Raw genomic sequence first — 18,627 nt, 5'->3', positions numbered from 1 at the left:
AGGTTCTGCTTACTGCCGGATCGCCGTCGTCGTGTCGGATGCGGCCGCCGTCGCAGGCTGTGTCTTCGGCGGCCAGGAGAAATCGTCGGCACGGCCCGGTGAGGCGTCGGGCGCCTTGCCCTCGACGATCAGCTTTTCGCCGGGCAAATTCTTGTCAGCTTTTGCCGGCGGGGCGGCGCCGAGAAGTTCCGAGCCGCCGTCCAGCGCCGGATCGCTGAGCAGCATCGGCACGGTGCGATCGACGGCTATCGGTGCGGCAGCAGGTGCCGGCGCCTCGACGGGAGCGCCGGCTGGGGCAGAAGCTGTCACCACGCTTCCCGGCGCGGCCAGCCCAAGGATCTTCATCAGCGGCTTTTCGGTATAGAAGGCGAGCTTGCGCTTGCCGGCCTTCGACATGTTGATGCCGTCGTCGGAGCGCAGGCGCACCGATTGGCCGTTGATGTCCGGACCGCTGGTGATGAAGGCGCCGTTCTCGTCGACGAACCCGTCCCAGACGTCGACGAATTCGCCGCCGTGGCTTTCGGCGGACGAGCGGAAGATGTCGTTGAAGGCCAGCATGTCGGAGGTCATTTTCGAGACCCGGATGGCCGGCATGCCGACCCACAGATACGGCACCTTGGTTGCGGCGATGGCCTTGCCGAACGCATCGGTCCGGCGCTCGTATTCCTTGGTCCAGTTTTCGGATCGCGGCTGCTCGCGCACATCGCCGACGCGCATCTGCTGTCGGTCGTTGGATCCGAGCATGACGACGACGGCTGCCGGTTTTTCGGCAGCGATCAGCGACTTGACCTGTTCTGGCCAGTTGTAGACATCGTCACGCACGAAGCCGGACGATCCGTTGGCACGGACGACGATCCTGACGCCGGTGTTTTCGGCAAAGGCGGCGTCGAGCCCCTCAGCCAGCCCAGACGCCATGAAATCGCCGACCACCAGAACGACGCGTGCATCCGGCGCCTTCTCGGTCACCGGGGTTGTCGGTTCGGCCGGCGGCGGCCGGCGACCGGACCGGGGCTTCCTCAGCTTGGGTCTGGGCTTTGTTCTCTGGAATTCTCTCTGGAATTCGGGCGGCGGCTGCTCAAACCGCTCGCTTCTGCGCGGAAACAACAGGTCGCGCAGCGACCAGCCACGACTTTCCGGCTCCTGCGCCATGGCCGAGGTATGAAAGGCACTGGCGGCGCCGACTGCCAGAACGGCGATCGCCAGAACGAGGATCGGCACGCGACGAACGATTAACCGGATGCGCGCAGCCGAAACCAATCACCCTCTCCATCCCGTAACCGGCTCTAGTTCTGCCTGAGCCATTTGAGCACTTCCTTGCTCGGATACCCGTCCTGGGTCAAGCCGGCCTTTGCCTGGAAGGCCATGATGGCGGTTTTCGATCCGTCACCGATCTTGCCGTCGAACTTGCCGTCGTAATAGCCGTGCTCGGAAAGTCGCTTCTGAAGCTCCTGCCTTTCCTCGAAGGAGAGCTTGGTAAACGGTCGCTTCCAGTCCTGCACAAGCCCGCCATAGCCGGCGATTTCGTCGGCAAGAAGGCCCACGGCGAGCGCATATTTGTCGGCATTGTTGTAACGCTTGATGACCGAGAAATTCTTGATCATCAGGAAGGCTGGCCCGCCGCGGCCGCCGGGCAGCTTCAACGTCGCCTTGTCCGCACCGTTCTTGAACGGCTTGCCGTTGGCACGGGTGACGCCCAGCGCCTGCCATTGCGACAGCGATTTCGAGCCCCCAGGCAGCTTCTTGCCGTCCGGAATGCTGACCTCATAACCCCAGGTCTTGCCTGCCTGCCAGCCGTTCTTCCGCAGCAAATTGGCGGCTGTCGCCAGTGCGTCGGGAATCGAATTCCAGATGTCGCGCTTGCCGTTGCCGTCCATATCGACCGCATAGGACAGGTAGCTGGTGGGGATGAACTGGGTATGGCCCATCGCGCCGGCCCATGAGCCGCTGAGATGGCTTTCGTCGATGTCGCCGGTCTGCAGGATCTTCAGCGCGGCGATCAACTGGGTGCGGGCAAATTTCGCGCGCTTCGGGTCTGCATAACCAAGCGTCGCCAGCGAGCGCACGACATTGCGCATGATATCATCGCGCTTGAGCGTTTCGCCGTAGTTCGATTCCATCGACCAGATGGCCAGCAGGATGTAGCGGTCGACGCCGTATCTTGCCTCGATCCTGTCCAGCCAAGGCTTCCATTTCCTTGCCATCTGCTGGCCGACGGCGACCGACTGGTCATGGACGCGGTTGTCGAAATAATCCCAGGCGGGCGCGGTGAATTCGGGTTGAGTACGGGCCTTTTCCAGCACCACCGGGTCAGCGTCGTTGATGCCCTTGAATGCCTGGTCGTAGACGGAGCCGGAAACGCCGCTCGCCACGGCGGTAGCACGGAAGCTGGCGACCCATTGGCGGAAGCCGGCATCGGCAAAAGCCGGTCCGCTGGGCATGAGCAAGGCAAGCGAGAGGCTGGCGGCCGTCAGGACGCTGGTGAAGCGCCTTGCGGCGTTGCGAACGGACATCTTTTCCTCCTTCTTCATCTCAGGAAGACTATTCATCGCCGAACCCGGTTAGCATTTGGTTTACCATAGGTGCCGTCCGGGGTGAAAAGATGCGTCAATGCTTTACCAGCTGAGATTTCTGACCCGCCGTTCAGTAATCCTCGATTTCGGCATGAAAATGTCTCGAATCGGGATTGCCGAACAGGCATGCAAATGGATAATTGGCACATGAAGAGAGTTCGCAAGGCAGTGTTCCCGGTTGCCGGTCTCGGCACGCGCTTTCTCCCCGCTACCAAGGCTATTCCCAAGGAAATGCTGACGGTTGTCGACAGGCCGGTCATCCAGTATGTGGTCGATGAGGCGCGCGATGCGGGGATCGAGCATTTCATCTTCGTGACCGGCCGCAACAAGGCGGTCATCGAGGATCACTTCGATGTCCAGTTCGAGCTCTACGACACGCTTGCGCAGCGCGGCAAGGACGACCAGCTCGCCCGCCTGCAGCGGCTGCAGCCGGCGCCGGGGCAGACCAGCTTCACCCGCCAGCAGGTACCGCTCGGCCTTGGTCACGCCGTCTGGTGCGCGCGCGAGCTTGTCGGCGACGAGCCCTTTGCGCTGCTGTTACCCGACATGATCATGCAGTCGGAAAAAAGCTGCATGAAGGACATGGTCGAGCTTTACGCCGAGACCGGCAACAACATCGTCGCCGTGCAGGAATGCGATCCGGCCGAGGCGCACAAATACGGCATTGTCGGCCGCGGCGAGGACGCGCATCACGGTTTCCGCATCACCGGCATGGTGGAAAAGCCGAAGACCGGCACGGCGCAGTCGAACCTCTACATCAACGGGCGCTACATCCTGCAGCCGGAGATATTCAAGATACTCGAAGGTCAGGAAAAAGGCGCCGGCAACGAGATCCAGCTCACCGATGCAATGCTGAAGCTGCAGAAGCAACAGCCCTTCTACGGCTACCACTACCGCGGGCGGACGTTCGACTGCGGCTCGCCCGAAGGCTTCGTCGAGGCCAACGTTGCCTTCGCACTGTGGCGCAGCGACATGAATGCCAGCATGGCCGGTGTCATTCGCACGCTTCTGGACGAACTCGCGCCGTCAGAACGCCGCGGCGTAGCCTTGTAGTTTTCAACACCGGCTGCCGCAGACCGGCTAAAGCGCGCCGCGTTCGACCGACCTCATGCGACGCGCATTAGGTTCTTGTTTTATGAATGTCGTTATCGCAAAACCGCTGCACACTTTTGCGCGACATGCATTTAGCGCTGCAACTTCAAGCCGACGAAGATACTGTTGGCCGTGTAGTCGCGCCCAACCAGGTTGCTGGTCAGTTTTTCAGTCCTGGCGCGGGTGGTGAGCCCGGTGTAGCGGTTCAGCCACCACGTCAGCCCAGCCTCGGCGCTCAGCGTCAAATCATGATCGTCGGAGCCGGTATAGTCGCGCCATTCAAGGCCGAGTGCGGCATTTCCGGTCAGGTTGGCGCGGATTTGCCGCTCGCCCGTGAGGCTGCCGGAATAGAGCATGTCGCCGCTTTCGCCCGCGTTCGTCGTGTTCTCGGCGGTCGTCTGTGCGGTGAGCCCGATCGTGGTGCCGCGTTCCGGCGACCATTTGAGATCGGCATTGACCGTCGCGCCCGAAATCGCCGGCAGGGCGTCGTCGTCGATGGCTTCGCGCAGCCAGCCGACCGAGAACTCGCCGCTAAGCTTTTCGCGGAGATCGAGCTCGACGCCGGCCCGCGCGCCAAGCCTGGTCGAGGAGCGCTGGAAACCGTTTGGATCGACTCGCAAATCATAAGCGCGCCGGCCGATCTCGATTTCGGTGAACGGGGTGATGGCAGGCGAGATCTCGTAACCGGTGCGCAAAATGGCCGTGTAGAGCGTCGAGTCGCGGCCCTTCTGCGACAGCGATCCGCCCGACGAAAGCTTGGCGTCGCCAAAGATGTCGTGCTCGACCGCGCCGGTCAGCGCGAAGCGCATCTTGCCGGCATCCTTCTCGACGGCGAGACTGCCGTTCACGGTCTGGCGCACTGGCTGCCCAACGGCACCGACGATGGCGTCCGGCGACGAGGCTGATTCGGGCACGGCCTCATAGCCCAGCTTGGCGATGGCGCGCAGATCATTGTCGAGATCGATGTTGAGCGTGCCGTCGACGCGGCCTTGCGCCTCGTGAATGTCATAGCCGGACAAGGTTTCGCGGAAGATGCCATAGCCCTCAACCGTCGCCGAATTCTCCCGCCAATCGGAGACGGCGTTGAAGCGTAGCGTCGTTTCCGACAGCAATGCCGGCTTGCCGAGGCTGCTCGAATCGGCGTTTGTCGAAGACGTCAGGCCTTGCTCGAGCGTCGGCCGGATCACGAAGGAGCCGAGCTCGATGCCTGTGGCGGCGAACGGATCGTCCTCGTTCTTTTTGTTCTGGCCTTCGATGGCTTCGGTGCGCTCGGCGCCGGGGTCGAGCTTGAGCCTCTCGGCGGAATCGACGGTGACGGCACGGCGGTTGACCGTATCCTGCTCGTCTATGGCAGCTGTATCGGTGTCATCGGTCGTCGCCGCGCCTGCAGTCGCGGTTCCCTTGCTCTTCGTACTGTCCGCGGTCTCGTCTTCGGCGTTGGCCGCATTGGTGGCGCGTTGCGTTGCGCTTGGCCGCCGTCGCGGCGGCGGAGCAGGGTTGTCGGGAAATGGGTCGCCGCTGGCCTCTGGCGGATCGAAAGTGCCGCCGGTTGTGGCCGCTTCGCCCGTGCCGTCGTCAGGCAAGGCCCCCGGACTGGCCGGACGATAGGTAGGCAGCGGCGTATTGTCGTTGGCGGTTGCAGCAGCCTGCGCGGCCTGGGTTCCAGCCATGCTCGATTGCCTGATCTTGTACTGCTGGTCGTCCAGGATTGTCGATTCCGAAACCTCGCCGCGCAGCTCGGTTTCCTGGGCGCAAAGCAGCGCCGGCCGCGACAACGCAAGGACACTGGTTGCCAGCAGCAAAGCGCAGATCGCCTTGCCCTTTCGTCCCATTTTGCTTTGAGGCTGAAACCCGGACATCGGCACCACTGCTTGCGCGGCGCACGCGCGCCATACTTACGAAACCGTAAATGGGGATGGTTAACGGAGCGTTGAGGGATGGGCCGTCAAGGTGTTCGGGGCGGCAATTCCGTTGGACAGGCGCGCGCCGAAGCGCTAATCGCATCGTCCATGGACGTGAAATCCCCAGACAGGAAGCGGCACGACGGGCAGGCCGCGATTGCCTCGGCGCTGAGAACGGTGGCGACGGAGCAGGCCGGCGTCGCGGCACTGGCAGACGCTCTCGAAAACGGGCTGGCCGAGCCGTTCGCACGGGCCGTCGACATGGTGTCGCAGATCGATGGCCGCGTCATCGTCACCGGGGTCGGCAAAAGCGGCCATATCGGCTCGAAGATCGCCGCGACGCTCGCCTCGACCGGCACGCCGGCCTTCTTCGTCCACCCTGCCGAAGCCAATCACGGCGACCTCGGCATGATCGCCAGGAACGACGCTATCGTCGCCCTGTCGTGGTCGGGGGAAAGCCTCGAGCTCAAAGGCATCATCGCCTATTCGAGGCGCTTCTCGATCCCGCTGGTCGCGGTCACTGCGGGCGAAAAATCGGCTCTGGCGCGCGCAGCGGACGTGGTGCTTCTGCTGCCGCGAGCCCCGGAAGCCTGTCCGCACGGCCTTGCGCCGACGACCTCGACGCTGCTGCAAATGGTGATGGGCGATGCGCTGGCCATCGCGCTGCTCGAGGCACGCGGCTTCACCCCGGACCATTTCCGCACGTTCCATCCCGGCGGCCAGCTCGGAGCCAACCTGACGCAGATCCGCGAGATCATGCATGTCGGCGACAGGCTGCCGCTGGTGTCGTCAGGTACCGGCATGCGCGAAGCGATCCTGGAATTGTCGCGCAAGGGGTTTGGCTGCGTGGCGGTGACTGGCGCGGACGGCAAGCTGATCGGCATCATCACCGACGGTGACATCAGGCGCCATATCGGCAGCGATCTCCTGGCGATGAGCGTCGATCAGGTGATGACCAGAGAGCCAAAAATGGCCGCGCCCGACACGCTTGTTGCGACGGCGCTGCAGACGATCAACGACTCGGCCATCACCAGCCTAATGGTGGTCGAAGGCAGGCGGCCGATCGGGCTCGTCCATCTGCACGACCTGCTGCGCATCGGTGCTGCCTAAAGCGGTTCATCGTTTCACGGAACGCCGAACCGCTCTATCTCTTTGTTTTTGCGCAATTCCGGTCGGAAAACCGTTTCACACTTTTCCTGGAATTGCTTTAGCGGGCTTCTAGACCGCCTCGACCGTCAGTTCCAGATCGGTGTCGGCGGCGCCCGTCACCCGCACCTGCGTGCCGGCCGGCAGGTCAGGGCCGGAGACGCGCCACAACGTGTCGCCCAGCTTGATGCGGCCGCGCCCGTCCTTGATCGGCTCGGCAAGGGTCGCCGTCCGGCCGACCATCTGTGCGCCGCGACGGTTGAGCAGCGGCTGGTCGGTTTCATCATGGCGCCCGCCCACCAGCCGCTTGCCGACATAGGCCGAGACCAGCGACAGCGCGAGGAAGGCGAGGACCTGGACCTGCCAGGTCCAGAAACCGGCATCCCAGATGAGAAGTGAGACGACGCCGATCAACAGCGCGGCAATGCCGATCCACAGCATGAAAATACCCGGCGCGATAACCTCCATAACCAGCAGGACGAAGCCGAGGACCATCCAGCTCCACGGGCCGAGTTCGGAAACAATGCGGTCGAGCATGGCGGCGGCCTCAGGTTTCGCTCGGGCGAACCACCGGCGGGCGGGCGGCCTGTCGTGCGGCGCCGGCGGTGCCTTCGCTCCGGAAAACCTCCTTGGCGATTTCGCCAATGCCGCCGAGCGTGCCGATCAGCGATGAGGCCTCTATCGGCATCAGAACGAGCTTGCTGTTTGTCGCCGAGCCGATCTTGGTCAGCGCTTCGGTGTATTTCAGCGCGACGAAGTAGTTGAGCGCCTGCACGTCGCCCTTGGAGATCGCCTCCGACACCACCTGCGTGGCGCGTGCTTCAGCCTCGGCCGAGCGCTCGCGCGCCTCGGCGTCGCGGAAGGCGGCTTCCTTGCGGCCCTCGGCCTCCAGAATCTGCGATTGCTTGAGGCCTTCGGCGGCGAGGATCTGGGCGCGCTTATTGCGCTCGGCCATCATCTGGCGGCCCATCGATTCGACGAGATTGGCCGGTGGGTTGATGTCCTTGATCTCGACACGAGTAATCTTGATGCCCCAGGGATGCGCCGCCTCGTCAACGACCCGCAGCAGGCGCTCGTTGATGGCGTCGCGGTTCGACAAAAGTTCGTCGAGGTCCATCGAGCCCATCACGGTGCGGATGTTGGTCATCGTGAGATTGAGAATCGCATTCTGCAGGCCGGAGACCTGGTAGGCGGCCTGCGCCGCGTTGAGCACCTGATAGAAGGCGATACCATCGACGGCAACGGTGGCATTGTCGCGGGTGATGATCTCCTGCGTCGGAACGTCGAGAACCTGCTCCATCATGTTCATCTTGGCGCCGACACGGTCGACGAAAGGCACGATCAGATTTAGGCCTGGGTTCAATGTCCTGGTGTAACGGCCAAAGCGTTCGACGGTATAATTATAGCCTTGCGGAATTGTCCGGATGCCCTTGAAAAGCACCAGGACGACAAGGGCGACAAGAACAAGAAGCGCGATATCAAAACCACTGAAACCCATTTGGCTCTCCCCTCAAAAGCCGGCCATGTTGGACATTCCACGCGGCCGACTTGACCAAACACTTAAGTGTGTTTCAGCAACGTTACAATCAGGTGATCACGGATTGCCGGTGCATGGACGGGTGATCTGTTCAGGCCCAGCCGGACAACTCGCGCCGCACCATCGCCTCGATCACCGCCATGCCCTCGGCACTGTCGTTGAGGCAAGGGATGTGTGCGAACTTTTCACCGCCGGCATGGTGGAAGGTCTCGGCCGCTTCCCTGCCGATTTCGTCCAGCGTCTCGATGCAGTCGACGGAAAATCCCGGATTGACGATGGCGATCGATTTCACGCCTTCGCGCCCTAGTCTTTCGACCGTCTTGTCGGTGTAGGGCTGCAGCCATTCCTGCGCGCCGAAGCGCGACTGAAAGGTTGTGATCAGCTTCTTTTCATCCCAGCCGAGCTTTTCGCGCAGCAGCCGCGTCGTCTCGAGGCAATGGGCTTGGTAGGGGTCGCCCTTGTCGGAATAGGGTTTCGGAATGCCGTGATAGGAAGCGATGACAATTTCCGGTTCGAAGTCGAGGCTCGCCAGATGCTTTTCGATCGAACGGGCGAGCGCCTCGATATAGGCCGGCTCGTTGTAATAGGGCGGCACGCTGCGAATGGCCGGGGCGCGGCGCATCTTCATCAGCGCGCGAAACAGTTGGTCGTTGGCAGTCGCAGTCGTCGTCGCCGAATATTGCGGATAGAGCGGGAAAGACAGGACGCGGTCGCAGCCTTGCTCGACCAGTCTGTTGGCCACGCTCTCGGTCGAAGGGTTGCCGTAGCGCATCGCCCAGTCGACGACGACGTTGGGTAAATCGCCGAGCGCAAGCCCGAGCTTCTCGGCCTGGGCACGGGTGTAGGTTCGCAGCGGCGACTCGTTGCGCTCCCGGTTCCATATCCTGGCATAGTTGGCGCCCGATTTCTTCGGCCGGGTGGTGAGGACCACGCCATAGAGGATCGGATACCAGATCGCCTTGTTGAGCTCGATGACGCGCGGATCGGACAGGAACTCCCGGAGGTAGCGCCACATCGGCTTGAAGCCGGTGCCGTCCGGGGTGCCGAGATTGATCAGCATGACACCGACCTTGCCGGTCCTGACCAGAGGGCGCCCTGCCGACGGCGAGGCGGTGGTCCTCTCGGCTTTGATTTCAGCAGGGCTGGCACGCGTCATGAGGTTCTCCAACACCGCGAACCAACTGTGCCGCGGCGAAAGTAGCGATGCCGCGCCGGTTTTCAAATGCAGCGTCTGGCCGCACCTTATCCCAGAAATGCAGCACCCGCCCGGTTTGCCGGGCGGGTGCATTGCGTTCATGCGGCCGGATTACTTCGAGGCCGCCGGGATAGTCAAGGTTGCGCCGACCGGCAGCCGGCGTGGCTCGTAGGCTTTGTTGGCATCGTAGATCATTTTCCATTTGGTGCCGTCGCCATAGGCCTTCACCGCGAGATCCCAATAGGTATCGCCGGCGACGATTACATGGCTGCTTTCGGCTGGTGCCGTCGCAGCCGGCTCGGCAGGTTTTGCCGGCTCACTTGGGGCTGGCTGACTCGGGGCAGGCGCTGTCTCGGCGGGCTTGGCCGGTTCGGCCGGAGCAGGGGTCGCCGGAGCCGGTGTGGCCGGAGCCGCAGGTGCCGCCGGCTGGGCCGGCTCGGCGGGTGCGGGTGTTGCCGGCGCGGTTTCCGCCGGGACGGCCGGCGGCGTTTTGGAAATGTCGCCGGAGCCGGCCGGCATTTCGGGCATTGCCGGCTCAGCAGGCTTTATCGGCGCTGCCTCAGCAGGTTTTGGCGGTTCGGCCGGGTTGGCAGGTTCTGCGGTCGGGGCTCCGGTCGCGGCGATCTCGGTGATGCGGCCATCGAGCTTCGGCGTATAGGGCCGGTGCGCGCCGAGGTAATCGGCAACGACCTGTTCCAGCCCCGGGCCGTAATCATAGGCGTTCTTGGCCTTCTCGGCGAACACCTTGTAGCCGTCGCCGCCCTGGCGGACATAGTTGTTGGTGGCGACCAGGTAGTCCTTCTCCGGTTTGATCGGCGTCCAGGCGCCGCCTTCCATCACCTCGACCGATTTGACGCGTCCGTTAGGCGGCGCCGATTTGTCGAACGCATATTTCAGGCCGGCAACCTGCGGGAAGCGCCCGGCGCCGTCCTCGACCTGGCTGAGGCCGCTTTCGAGGCCGGCAACCAGATCCTTACCGGAGATCTGGAAGGTCGCCAGCGTGTTCTGAAACGGCAGGACGGTGAGAACCTCGCCCATGGTGACGGTGCCCTGGTCGATCGAGGCGCGCAAGCCGCCACCATTCGAGATGACGATCTCTACACCCTGGCCCTTGACCCGGTCGAGGACGGCGTCGGAGACCAGATTGCCCATCTCGCATTCGCGGGCGCGGCAGTTTTCGCGGCTGCCGTCGATCGCCTTGGTGGTCTCGGCGACTTCCTTGTTCTTCAAAGCCTCGATCGGCGCGCCGAGTTCCTTGATACGGGCAAGCACGGCGGGGTCGGGAATGATCGATTTGTCGAGATGGATAGGATCGCCGCTGGCCTCCTTGACGACGCCGTTGTCGTCGAACACGACCTTGAACTCGCCGAGATATTTCGAATAGGACGCCGCCTGCACGACCGGCACTTTGTAGCCGTCCGGATTGTCGACCATCGTCGGATAAGGGCCTTCCGCCTTGGGGTCGGTGTTGGAAAGCAGCGAATGGCTGTGGCCGCCGACCACCACGTCGACGCCCGGGATCTTGGCGATCACGTCGCGCTCGCGCTTGTAGCCGATATGGGTGACCGCGATGATTTTGTTGACGCCCTCTCCCTTCAGTTTCTCGACCTCAGCGGTGATCGACTTGACGTCGTCTTCAATGGCGATGTTCGGGCCAGGGGAGGCAAGCTCCGGCGTGTCGTTGGTGACCGCGCCGACGATGCCGATCTTCTGGCCGCCGACCTCGACCACGATCGACGGCTTGACGCGGTCGCCGAGCTTGGATTGCGCATTGGCCTTCACGTTGGCGCCGAGCACCGGAAACTGGATCATGTCGAGAAACGGCGCCAGCGCCGACTCGCCATCGTCGAACTCATGGTTGCCGACCACCTCGGCATCGAATTTCATCTGGTTGAGGAATTCGCCTTCGGTCTTACCCTTGTAGGTCGTGTAGAAGAGCGAGCCCTGGAAATTGTCGCCGGCGCTGAGCAGCAGCACGTTCTGGCCTTGCAGCTTCTTGCGCTCCTGGGCGATCGCGGTGACCAGGCGGCCGGCGCCGCCGACGCATTCGCCCTTGGTCTCCTCCTCGGCCGAGCAGGTCGATTCATACTTGTTGTTGCTCTCGATGCGGCTGTGCCAGTCGTTGATGTGCAGGATGTTCAGCGTGTAGTCGGCAAAGGATACCCCTGCCGACAGGCCAAGCGCCGATGCCGACAGCGCGGCGATGGCAGCGATCTTCTTCATTCTCGTCTCCCGGATAACTGGACCAGACGCGTTTAACGCTCTTGTTTGACTGGGATGTAACAGCCCTCTCGGGCCATGTTCACATCGCGTTTCAGTCGATGCAAGCGGAAATCGGCATCAGCTTTGCCGGCGCAAGAAGACGGCGGCTTGAAGCCGCCGCCCTTTGCAAAGTCAAGTCGGAATCGAATTTCAGGTGCGCCTGGTCAGCACAAAATTCTGCCCGCTCGCGCTGGTGCAATTGAGCTGGCTGGTGGAGACCATCAAGCAGTTGAAGCTGATCGGCGTCTGGCGGATCAGCGAAGTGCCATGGATCTCGACTGAGGTGCCGCCGGTCATGGTGTAGCTGCCATCGGCAAGCTTCTGGCCGGTATCGGTGGCGACGGTCGCGAAGCTGCCGCCCCTGAAGGTGGACAAGCCCGTGCCCTGCGCGTCGATCCAGGAGCCTTCGACCCCTTTGGCCGTGATCACCGGCGGCTCGCCTGGGCCGGTGGTGGTGCAGGCCGCCAACGTGACGGCAGCGGCTGCGGCAACGCCAGCCGAAAGCAACCTTTGCACAATCGTCATCATCAAATTCCTCTCCTCGGTCCGCCCTCTTCAATCGCCCGATTTCCGGGCGATTGCAAGCTGGCGGAGTGTCGAGGCAACGCTGCTATCGAACGAGGATGTTGCGGAATTGCCACGGGTCTTTGGTGTCGAGGTCCTCGGAAAACAGACCAGGCCGATTGTCGAGCGGTGTCCAGTCCGTATAATAGCTCCTGACCGGCCCGAGATATGGGTTCTGCACGTCGAGGCAGCGCTTGTAATCCATCTCGTCGGCTTCGACGATGCCGGCCTCGGGATTTTCCAGCGCCCAGACCATGCCGGCCAGCACCGCCGACGTGACCTGCATGCCGGTGGCGTTCTGGTAGGGCGCCAGCTTGCGCGCCTCGGCCAGCGACAGCTGCGAGCCATACCAGTAGGCGTTCTTGGCGTGGCCGTAGAGCAGCACGCCGAGTTCGTCGATGCCATCGACCAGTTCGTTTTCGTCGAGCACGTGATGCACGGGCTGAGCCTCGCCGGCGGCACCGAACATCTCGTGTAGTGACAGCACGGCGTCGTTGCAGGGATGATAGGCGTAATGGCAGGTCGGCCGGTACTGCACCTTGCCCTTCTTGCTGTGCAAAGTGAAGAAATCGGCAATCGAAATCGCCTCATTATGCGTCACCAGGAAGCCGTATTGCGGACCGGACGTCGGGCACCATGTGCGCACGCGCGTGTTGGCGCCGGGCTGCTCCAGAAAGATTGCGGCCTTCGAGCCGTTCTTGTGCTTTTTGGCGTTCTTCGGCATCCACGTCTCATGCGTGCCCCAACCGAGCTCGGCCGGCTGCAGGCCTTCCGAAATGAAGCCTTCGACCGACCAGGTGTTCCAGAACACGTTCATCGGCTTGGGTTTCTTGGTGCGCTGGGTGTCGCGCTCGGCGATATGGATGCCCTTGACGCCGGCCTTCTTCATCAGCCTGGCCCAACCTTCGCGATCGTGCTGCGCGGGTTCCGAGAAGTCGAGGCCAAGATCTGTGGCGAGGTTGACCAGTGCCTGCTTGACGAACCACGAGACCATGCCGGGATTGGCGCCGCAGCACGAGATCGCCGTGGTGCCGCCCGGGTTCTTTGCGATTTCAGTACGCACCGTCTCGCGCAGCGCATAGTTGGTGCGTGAGGCATTGTCGGCCTTTTCGTCGAAATAGAAGCCGAGCCAGGGCTCGACCACCGTGTCGACGTAGAGGACGCCAAGCTTGCGGCAGAGCTTCATCAGCTCGAGCGAGGAAGTGTCGACCGACAGGTTGACGCAAAAGCCCTGGCCGCCGCCATTGGTCAAAAGCGGTGTCAGCAGCTTCTTGTAGTTCTTTTTGGTCACCGCATCCTGCATGAAGGTGATGCCGCGCTCGTCGAGCAATTTGCGGTCGGTGTCGCGCGGGTCGATGACCGTCATGCGCGACTTGTCGAATTTGAAATGGCGCTCGATCAGCGGCAGCGTTCCCCGTCCGATCGAGCCGAAGCCGATCATCACGACAGGGCCGGTGATCTCACCGTAAACGGGCCAGTTTTCATTCGCCATTTATCGATTACTCCCTCAAAAAACGCTTCGGAACAGCGGCTTGGCCGCGGCGCGACAAACCATAGATCATTGTCACAATAAAGCGAAAAGCGGACGGCCGGCCTCACGCCGCGCCATCCCGGCTACGGCTCGACCAGTCTTGCGAATTCAGGCTTGAAGAGGTCACGTGCCTCGGCGACCGGCAGTTCCAGCAGATCGTCGGCGCAGGCCTGGATGGCATGCGGCAGGGTCTGGAGCCCGAAAACCAGAACCTGCTTGTCACCCTGACGCCAAAGGCTGACCGCCAGATATTCGCCGATGAGATCGTCCATGCCGCATTCGGCTTCGTGATCGATATCGGTCTGATCGGTCGGTTTCTTGCGCCGTTGCTTGACCAAGGAGGCGAGGGAAGGACCGGGCTTGCCATCCACCGTATCCAAGAAAATGTCCTGAAGCCCGAGCAGGACGCCGCGGCGCACATCCATGATGTAGGCGTCCGAATAGTTGGTCGGATGCGCTCCGCCGCAGAAGATGCTGCCGGACTCCCGCCAGCTCATCAGCCGCGGCGTCAGCGAGGTCAATTCGAATGTGCTGTCCTCATAGCCGCCGAGTGTGCCGCCGTCCGCACTCTCAATCGACCCGCCTTCGTTGAAGCCGGCATATTGCGCCGCCACGCAGCCCAGTGCGCCGATGTTTGCGCGCCAGTGCCTGTCTTGCAGCAGAGCATTCGCGGCCTCGATTGGAACGTCGCCGAACAGTTCGACAATGCGCGGCGTGGCAAATTTGGTGCGGGGGTCGACGACATAGCGGTAGGTTGCGTCCGGCCAACCAGTCGTCTTGCCGTTATCGAGCCGAGTGTCCATCCGCAGATAGTCATAAGGGGACGTTTCCATGGTGAGCGGCGTGTCATTGCCGAAGAACTTCATGAAGCTGAAATCGTAGAGATCGAGCGGGCTGCTGGGCTCGTTCTCGGTCACCTGCCGACTTGCGACCCGTTCCAATCTGAGCGGCAGCGCCTTCTTTCCGTTCCAGCTGCCTTCAAGGGTTTTGCCGTTACTCGATGAGGCCAGGCGCCAGACGGCGGCAATCGGCGCGGCCTTTCCGTTATCGCAATTGTCGGCGCCGCATGCCTCCTCCTCGGCCAGTTCGAACTTGCTGCCCTTTTGAGACCGGGCCTGCAGCGGGATGTCGACGCCCTTCGAGCGGTAGAAATAACGGCCGGCCAGCGGGCCGCCGGCGGCCGCGGGGTCGCCGGCGAATTCGACGACGATATCGCTCTTTCCAAGCTTGCCGGCATACGTCACCGGCTCCGCCTCGGCTGCTGTCAACAGTCCCAGGATCGCGGCCATGAACGTGACCGGCCTGCCAAGATGCTGGATCATTGTTCCCCCAAGCCACAAGTTACAGTTGTCTTCCGCCGGCAGTCACGGTCGGCTGTCAGGCCCTTATAGTCAAGTTGTGCCTCGTCCAGTGCCAGACGCTGCTCAGAGAAAAGACGCTGCGAGCGCCGCCCCTGGTGCGGATGGCACGCCCGCCCGTTTCAGCGGATTTTTGCCCTCGGCGCGGCTGTGGAGGCTCGAACCACCAGTTCTACCGGCAGAACGACCTGGCGGGGGGCTTCATTGTCAAGAACCATTCGGGCGGCAAGCCTGCCTTTTCCGATCACGTCCTGTGCGACAGTGGTCATCGGAGGCGTGGTGCGTGCGGATTCGGCGGTGCCATCGAAGCCGACGACCGATACGTGGCCCGGCACGTCTATGCCGCGGCGAACCGCCTCGTCCAATATCGTGATCGCCTGCCAATCCGACATTGTCAGGATCGCGGTTGCTTCAGGTGCTCTGTCGAACACTACTGCTCCGGCAGATGGCTCGCCTGGGATCGTCTCGATGATCGGGACATCGTCGATCGACAAATTCGCCTCCGCCAAACCCTGTTTGAAACCGTCGAGCCTTTCATCGTCGAGCGGGAAGCCGGCCAGAAGCGGGCGGGTTGCCTGTCCGGGCATGTGGACAATCGGCGGGCCGGGAGTCCGGCGCACCGAAAGGATGGCAAAATGCCGGTGCCCCAGCCCGGTCAAATGCCGGACAGCAGCAACCGCTCCACTCCTGCCGTCGATCTTTATCGAATTGATGCCGGGACCTGCGTCGCTTTCGAGAATGACGAAGGGCAGACGCCGTCTCTGTACCGAAGTTATGAGACCAATGTCGGCGCTGTGACCAAGGATAAAGCCGTCAACCAGGGCATCGCGGATGCTGGCGAAGCGCGTATTGTCGGTGCCGTTTACAAGGCTGAGCGTCGTTCCAGCCTCGTCGCAGGCGAGCGAAACGCCGAGCACCAGCTCGCGGCCGTAAGGGCTTCTCATCACTTCGGAGATGGCGTAGGCGCCAGGCGGCATGAACCCGATGGCATTGAACTTGCCGTCCCGCAGCAATCGTCCTTTCGGATCGGGGCCGCCAAACCCGAGCGCTCGCGCGGCCGCTTCGACGCGCTCGCGCAATTCAGGCCTAACCAGCTCCGGCCGGTTGAAGACGTTGGAGACAGTCCCCCGGGAAACTCCGGCAGCCTTGCCGACATCGGCTAGGGTGGGCATTGGCGATTCACTCGTTTTCCCTGAGGTAGACCATTTTTTGGAGCGCTCCAAGAATTTTATTGACTCAAAACCGAAATAGAGGGATCGTATTCCTTGGAGCGCTCCAAGGGCACCTATTCGGAATATTTCTGCGACTGCGTTACCGAGAATCGTCAAATGGCGTGGTCGCAGCGGCCATGCCCAAGGAGAGGATGATGGCAGCAACCGATGCTTTTCCAGCCTCGCTCGTAGGCAAGACTTTCGACTGCGTTTTCGGCCCCTTCGTACCGCGGCTGACATTTCTCTCGCCGCAGGAATTGCATATCCAGGCGTCGATCGGGACCACCGAAATCGACGAGGTGGTCAACGTCGGCCTGACCAGCGTGCGCCCGAATCTCGTGCTCGCGAGCTGGACGGAGCAGAGCGGCAACTTCATTGTGCAGTTGCAGGATCACGAGAACGGGATCGTCCATAATTATGCGCGGCTGGCCGATGGGCAGCTCTTCTGTGCCCAGGGCGCCATTCAAGCCGTTCCGGCGTGAGGGAGGAAATGCGATGGAACTCGCTTACGACGGTCATCTGCTTGCCCGAATTCTGCTGAGCGTCGCGACCGTGGGCTACGGTGTGGTGACGATCAAAGCCGACTTGAACGCCACCCACGCGACCAATCCGTTGTGGACCCCCCACGCCCGGTTTCACGTCGTCTGGCAGGTGCTGAGCTACACCGGAGTGGCGCTGATTGCGCTCGGGCTTATCTGGATCAAGGGGCAACTCGAGGCCGAGCGGCTCTATCTCGCGGGGGGACTGGCCGCGGCCATGTATGGAGCGTTCTTCGTGGCCATGCTCTCGCGGCCGATCTATGGCGGAGTGCTTTACGACGAGAACGGCTATCCACCATTCCGGCCGCCGTTTGGACCGGCGGGCTGGCGGTGGGACGTCAACGTCACCGTCTTTACCGCGATGTCCGCGATCCTGCTGCTGGGCCTGGCTGCGATTTAGGGCAATTCCAGGAAAGGTGTGAAACGGTTTTCCGTCCGGAATTGCGCAAGAACAAAGAGGTAGAGCGGTTCGGCGTTTCCGTGAAACGATGAACTGCTCTAGGACAGCGCCAGCGCCCTGAGCCACGCGACCAGGCGGTCACGGTCGGCGGTCATCCCCTTGTAGTCGAGCTGTGCCTCGTCCAGCGCCAGAAGTTGTTCGGCCAAGGACACTGCGAGTGACGCGCGGTCGCGGTGGCGCTCCAGCACGGCGAGCGGGTCGAGATGGATACGGATGGTGAAGAGTACGTCGCCCGAAACGGGGAGCTTTCTCAGCGTCTGCCGCTCGACGCGGATAAAGGCGTGGGCGTCGATGTCGCCGTCCGGGAATCTCGACGGGCGACTGCTGGCGCGGTCGATGCGTTCGAGGTTCGAGAGCGGATGGTAGAGCGCGTCGCCCGCCTGGATCGACCAGTTATAGCGTTCGACGGCTTGGCCCTGGAGGCCGTCGAACATGCGGTTGATGAGATCGGCCGGGCGTGTGCCCGGACCGAAACCCGGTACCGGCGCGTGGATCTGCTGCAGCGGCTTGCCGAATTTTTCGGTCAGCGCCCATGACGAGGGGAAGCAGAGCGAGCCGGCCGCCAGACGCCAGCCGCTCTCGTCGCGGCGCATCAGGATCAAATCCTCCTGGACGAGCAACGAGGCCGCGACAAGCGGCGCATCGCTGAAAGAAGCTGCGGTGCCTGAGCCTTCGAGATTGTCGGTGCCGCCGATCACCTCGATCGCGTTGTCGGTACGCCTGTGGCTCTCAGGAAAGTTCGCCGCCAGATGCGCACCGAGCAGATCGAGCACTTCGCGCTGAGCGTCGCGTGTGGCTTGCTCCTCGACAAAGACCTTGTCGGGAATTTCCGCATAAAGCCGGCGTTTCTCGGCAAGATAGGGCAGCAGATATTCGTCGACCTCGATCCAACTATCGAGATTGAGCGGCTTCAGCCCGATGGTGAACAGTTTCGACGAGCCGTCATAGGGTGTGTGGGTCGGTGGGCGGAAACTCATGCTTCTTTGTAGACTTCCAGTGCGGCAGCGGCCATTCTCGCCGTGAATTCGGTGATTTCGTAATCGGCAGCACCTGCCTTGGCGAAGGGATCGTCCGCCAGTCTGGCATCGAGCACCTCGCGTGGACCGTGCGCGATGATGATGCCGCCGGTCCTCGGCCGCTTCGGCCCGGAGGCGACAAAAATGCCTTCCACATAGCAGGCCTTCAGCCACTCGATGTGCGCTTGCTGCAGGCGGTCGATCTCGGCCAGCGGCACCTTGTAGTTCAGCGAAATCACGAACAT

At 62.4% G+C, this 18,627-nt stretch carries 17 protein-coding genes; 4 read left to right on the top strand and 13 right to left on the bottom strand.

The features are described 5' to 3' along the window. Window positions 1-9 precede the first annotated feature (9 nt). Both NKI95_RS01665 and NKI95_RS01660 read right to left on the bottom strand, forming a co-directional pair. Complete coding sequence (locus tag NKI95_RS01665) at window positions 10-1,257, bottom strand: SGNH/GDSL hydrolase family protein (RefSeq protein WP_352713538.1); 1,248 nt, start codon at window positions 1,255-1,257, stop codon at window positions 10-12. A gap of 26 nt (window positions 1,258-1,283) precedes the next feature. Continuing rightward, the gene (locus NKI95_RS01660; RefSeq protein ID WP_352713535.1) at window positions 1,284-2,510 is read right to left on the bottom strand and encodes a lytic murein transglycosylase; all 1,227 of its coding nucleotides are present in this window, start codon (window positions 2,508-2,510) and stop codon (window positions 1,284-1,286) included. A gap of 207 nt (window positions 2,511-2,717) precedes the next feature. Between NKI95_RS01660 and galU the strand changes: the two genes are divergently transcribed. After that, entirely contained in the window at window positions 2,718-3,623 is a 906-nt protein-coding gene (galU, locus tag NKI95_RS01655) for a UTP--glucose-1-phosphate uridylyltransferase GalU (RefSeq protein WP_352713532.1), read from the top strand. Between the two features lie 131 nt (window positions 3,624-3,754). On the opposite strand, the gene NKI95_RS01650 is transcribed toward galU, so the two are convergent. Then, complete coding sequence (locus NKI95_RS01650) at window positions 3,755-5,494, bottom strand: outer membrane beta-barrel protein (protein WP_502909097.1); 1,740 nt, start codon at window positions 5,492-5,494, stop codon at window positions 3,755-3,757. Window positions 5,495-5,671: 177 nt separating this feature from the next. On the opposite strand from NKI95_RS01650, the gene NKI95_RS01645 reads away from it, so the two are divergent. Further along, a complete protein-coding gene (locus NKI95_RS01645; protein ID WP_292664673.1) occupies window positions 5,672-6,673 on the top strand; it encodes a KpsF/GutQ family sugar-phosphate isomerase in 1,002 nt (333 codons plus the stop codon). Between the two features lie 108 nt (window positions 6,674-6,781). Here NKI95_RS01645 and NKI95_RS01640 read toward each other — a convergent pair whose 3' ends face one another. The 8 genes from NKI95_RS01640 to NKI95_RS01605 all read right to left on the bottom strand — a co-directional run bounded on the left by NKI95_RS01640 (window position 6,782) and on the right by NKI95_RS01605 (window position 16,328). Continuing rightward, window positions 6,782-7,246 carry an NfeD family protein gene (locus tag NKI95_RS01640; RefSeq protein ID WP_352454064.1) on the bottom strand — a complete coding sequence of 155 codons (465 nt, stop codon included), beginning with the start codon at window positions 7,244-7,246 and terminating at the stop codon, window positions 6,782-6,784. Between the two features lie 10 nt (window positions 7,247-7,256). Beyond that, complete coding sequence (locus NKI95_RS01635) at window positions 7,257-8,207, bottom strand: SPFH domain-containing protein (RefSeq protein WP_352713527.1); 951 nt, start codon at window positions 8,205-8,207, stop codon at window positions 7,257-7,259. A gap of 130 nt (window positions 8,208-8,337) precedes the next feature. Next, window positions 8,338-9,402, bottom strand: coding sequence for a ferrochelatase (gene hemH / locus NKI95_RS01630; protein WP_352665513.1), 1,065 nt, complete (start codon window positions 9,400-9,402; stop codon window positions 8,338-8,340). Window positions 9,403-9,552: 150 nt separating this feature from the next. Continuing rightward, a complete protein-coding gene (locus tag NKI95_RS01625; RefSeq protein WP_352665512.1) occupies window positions 9,553-11,664 on the bottom strand; it encodes a 5'-nucleotidase C-terminal domain-containing protein in 2,112 nt (703 codons plus the stop codon). Between the two features lie 189 nt (window positions 11,665-11,853). After that, window positions 11,854-12,228: an outer membrane lipoprotein Omp10 gene (gene omp10 / locus NKI95_RS01620; RefSeq protein WP_352665656.1), complete on the bottom strand. Its 375-nt coding sequence runs from the start codon at window positions 12,226-12,228 to the stop codon at window positions 11,854-11,856. An 85-nt stretch (window positions 12,229-12,313) separates the two neighbouring features. Further along, complete coding sequence (locus NKI95_RS01615) at window positions 12,314-13,759, bottom strand: homospermidine synthase (RefSeq protein WP_352465847.1); 1,446 nt, start codon at window positions 13,757-13,759, stop codon at window positions 12,314-12,316. 122 nt (window positions 13,760-13,881) lie between these two features. After that, window positions 13,882-15,120, bottom strand: coding sequence for a hypothetical protein (locus tag NKI95_RS01610; protein ID WP_352713525.1), 1,239 nt, complete (start codon window positions 15,118-15,120; stop codon window positions 13,882-13,884). Between the two features lie 158 nt (window positions 15,121-15,278). Then, window positions 15,279-16,328 (bottom strand): LacI family DNA-binding transcriptional regulator, encoded by a 1,050-nt coding sequence (locus NKI95_RS01605; protein ID WP_352713522.1) that lies wholly within the window; start codon window positions 16,326-16,328, stop codon window positions 15,279-15,281. A gap of 194 nt (window positions 16,329-16,522) precedes the next feature. Here NKI95_RS01605 and NKI95_RS01600 point away from each other — a divergent pair, with 194 nt between their 5' ends. Beyond that, a complete protein-coding gene (locus NKI95_RS01600; RefSeq protein ID WP_352713521.1) occupies window positions 16,523-16,849 on the top strand; it encodes a MoaF-related domain-containing protein in 327 nt (108 codons plus the stop codon). Between the two features lie 13 nt (window positions 16,850-16,862). Then, on the top strand, window positions 16,863-17,306 hold the full coding sequence (locus NKI95_RS01595; RefSeq protein ID WP_352713518.1) for a DUF6640 family protein: 444 nt from the start codon (window positions 16,863-16,865) through the stop codon (window positions 17,304-17,306). 98 nt (window positions 17,307-17,404) lie between these two features. Here NKI95_RS01595 and NKI95_RS01590 read toward each other — a convergent pair whose 3' ends face one another. Then, complete coding sequence (locus tag NKI95_RS01590) at window positions 17,405-18,343, bottom strand: heme-dependent oxidative N-demethylase family protein (RefSeq protein WP_352713515.1); 939 nt, start codon at window positions 18,341-18,343, stop codon at window positions 17,405-17,407. Continuing rightward, window positions 18,340-18,627: a YciI family protein gene (locus NKI95_RS01585; protein WP_352713513.1), complete on the bottom strand. Its 288-nt coding sequence runs from the start codon at window positions 18,625-18,627 to the stop codon at window positions 18,340-18,342. The genes NKI95_RS01590 and NKI95_RS01585 overlap by 4 nt, the downstream gene beginning before the upstream one ends.

It is taken from the genome of Mesorhizobium sp. M0306 (genome assembly GCF_040321655.1).
GTDB lineage: Bacteria > Pseudomonadota > Alphaproteobacteria > Rhizobiales > Rhizobiaceae > Mesorhizobium.
Note: the sequence above shows the minus strand (reverse complement) of the source record. Positions and strands in the feature narration are given on the sequence as shown.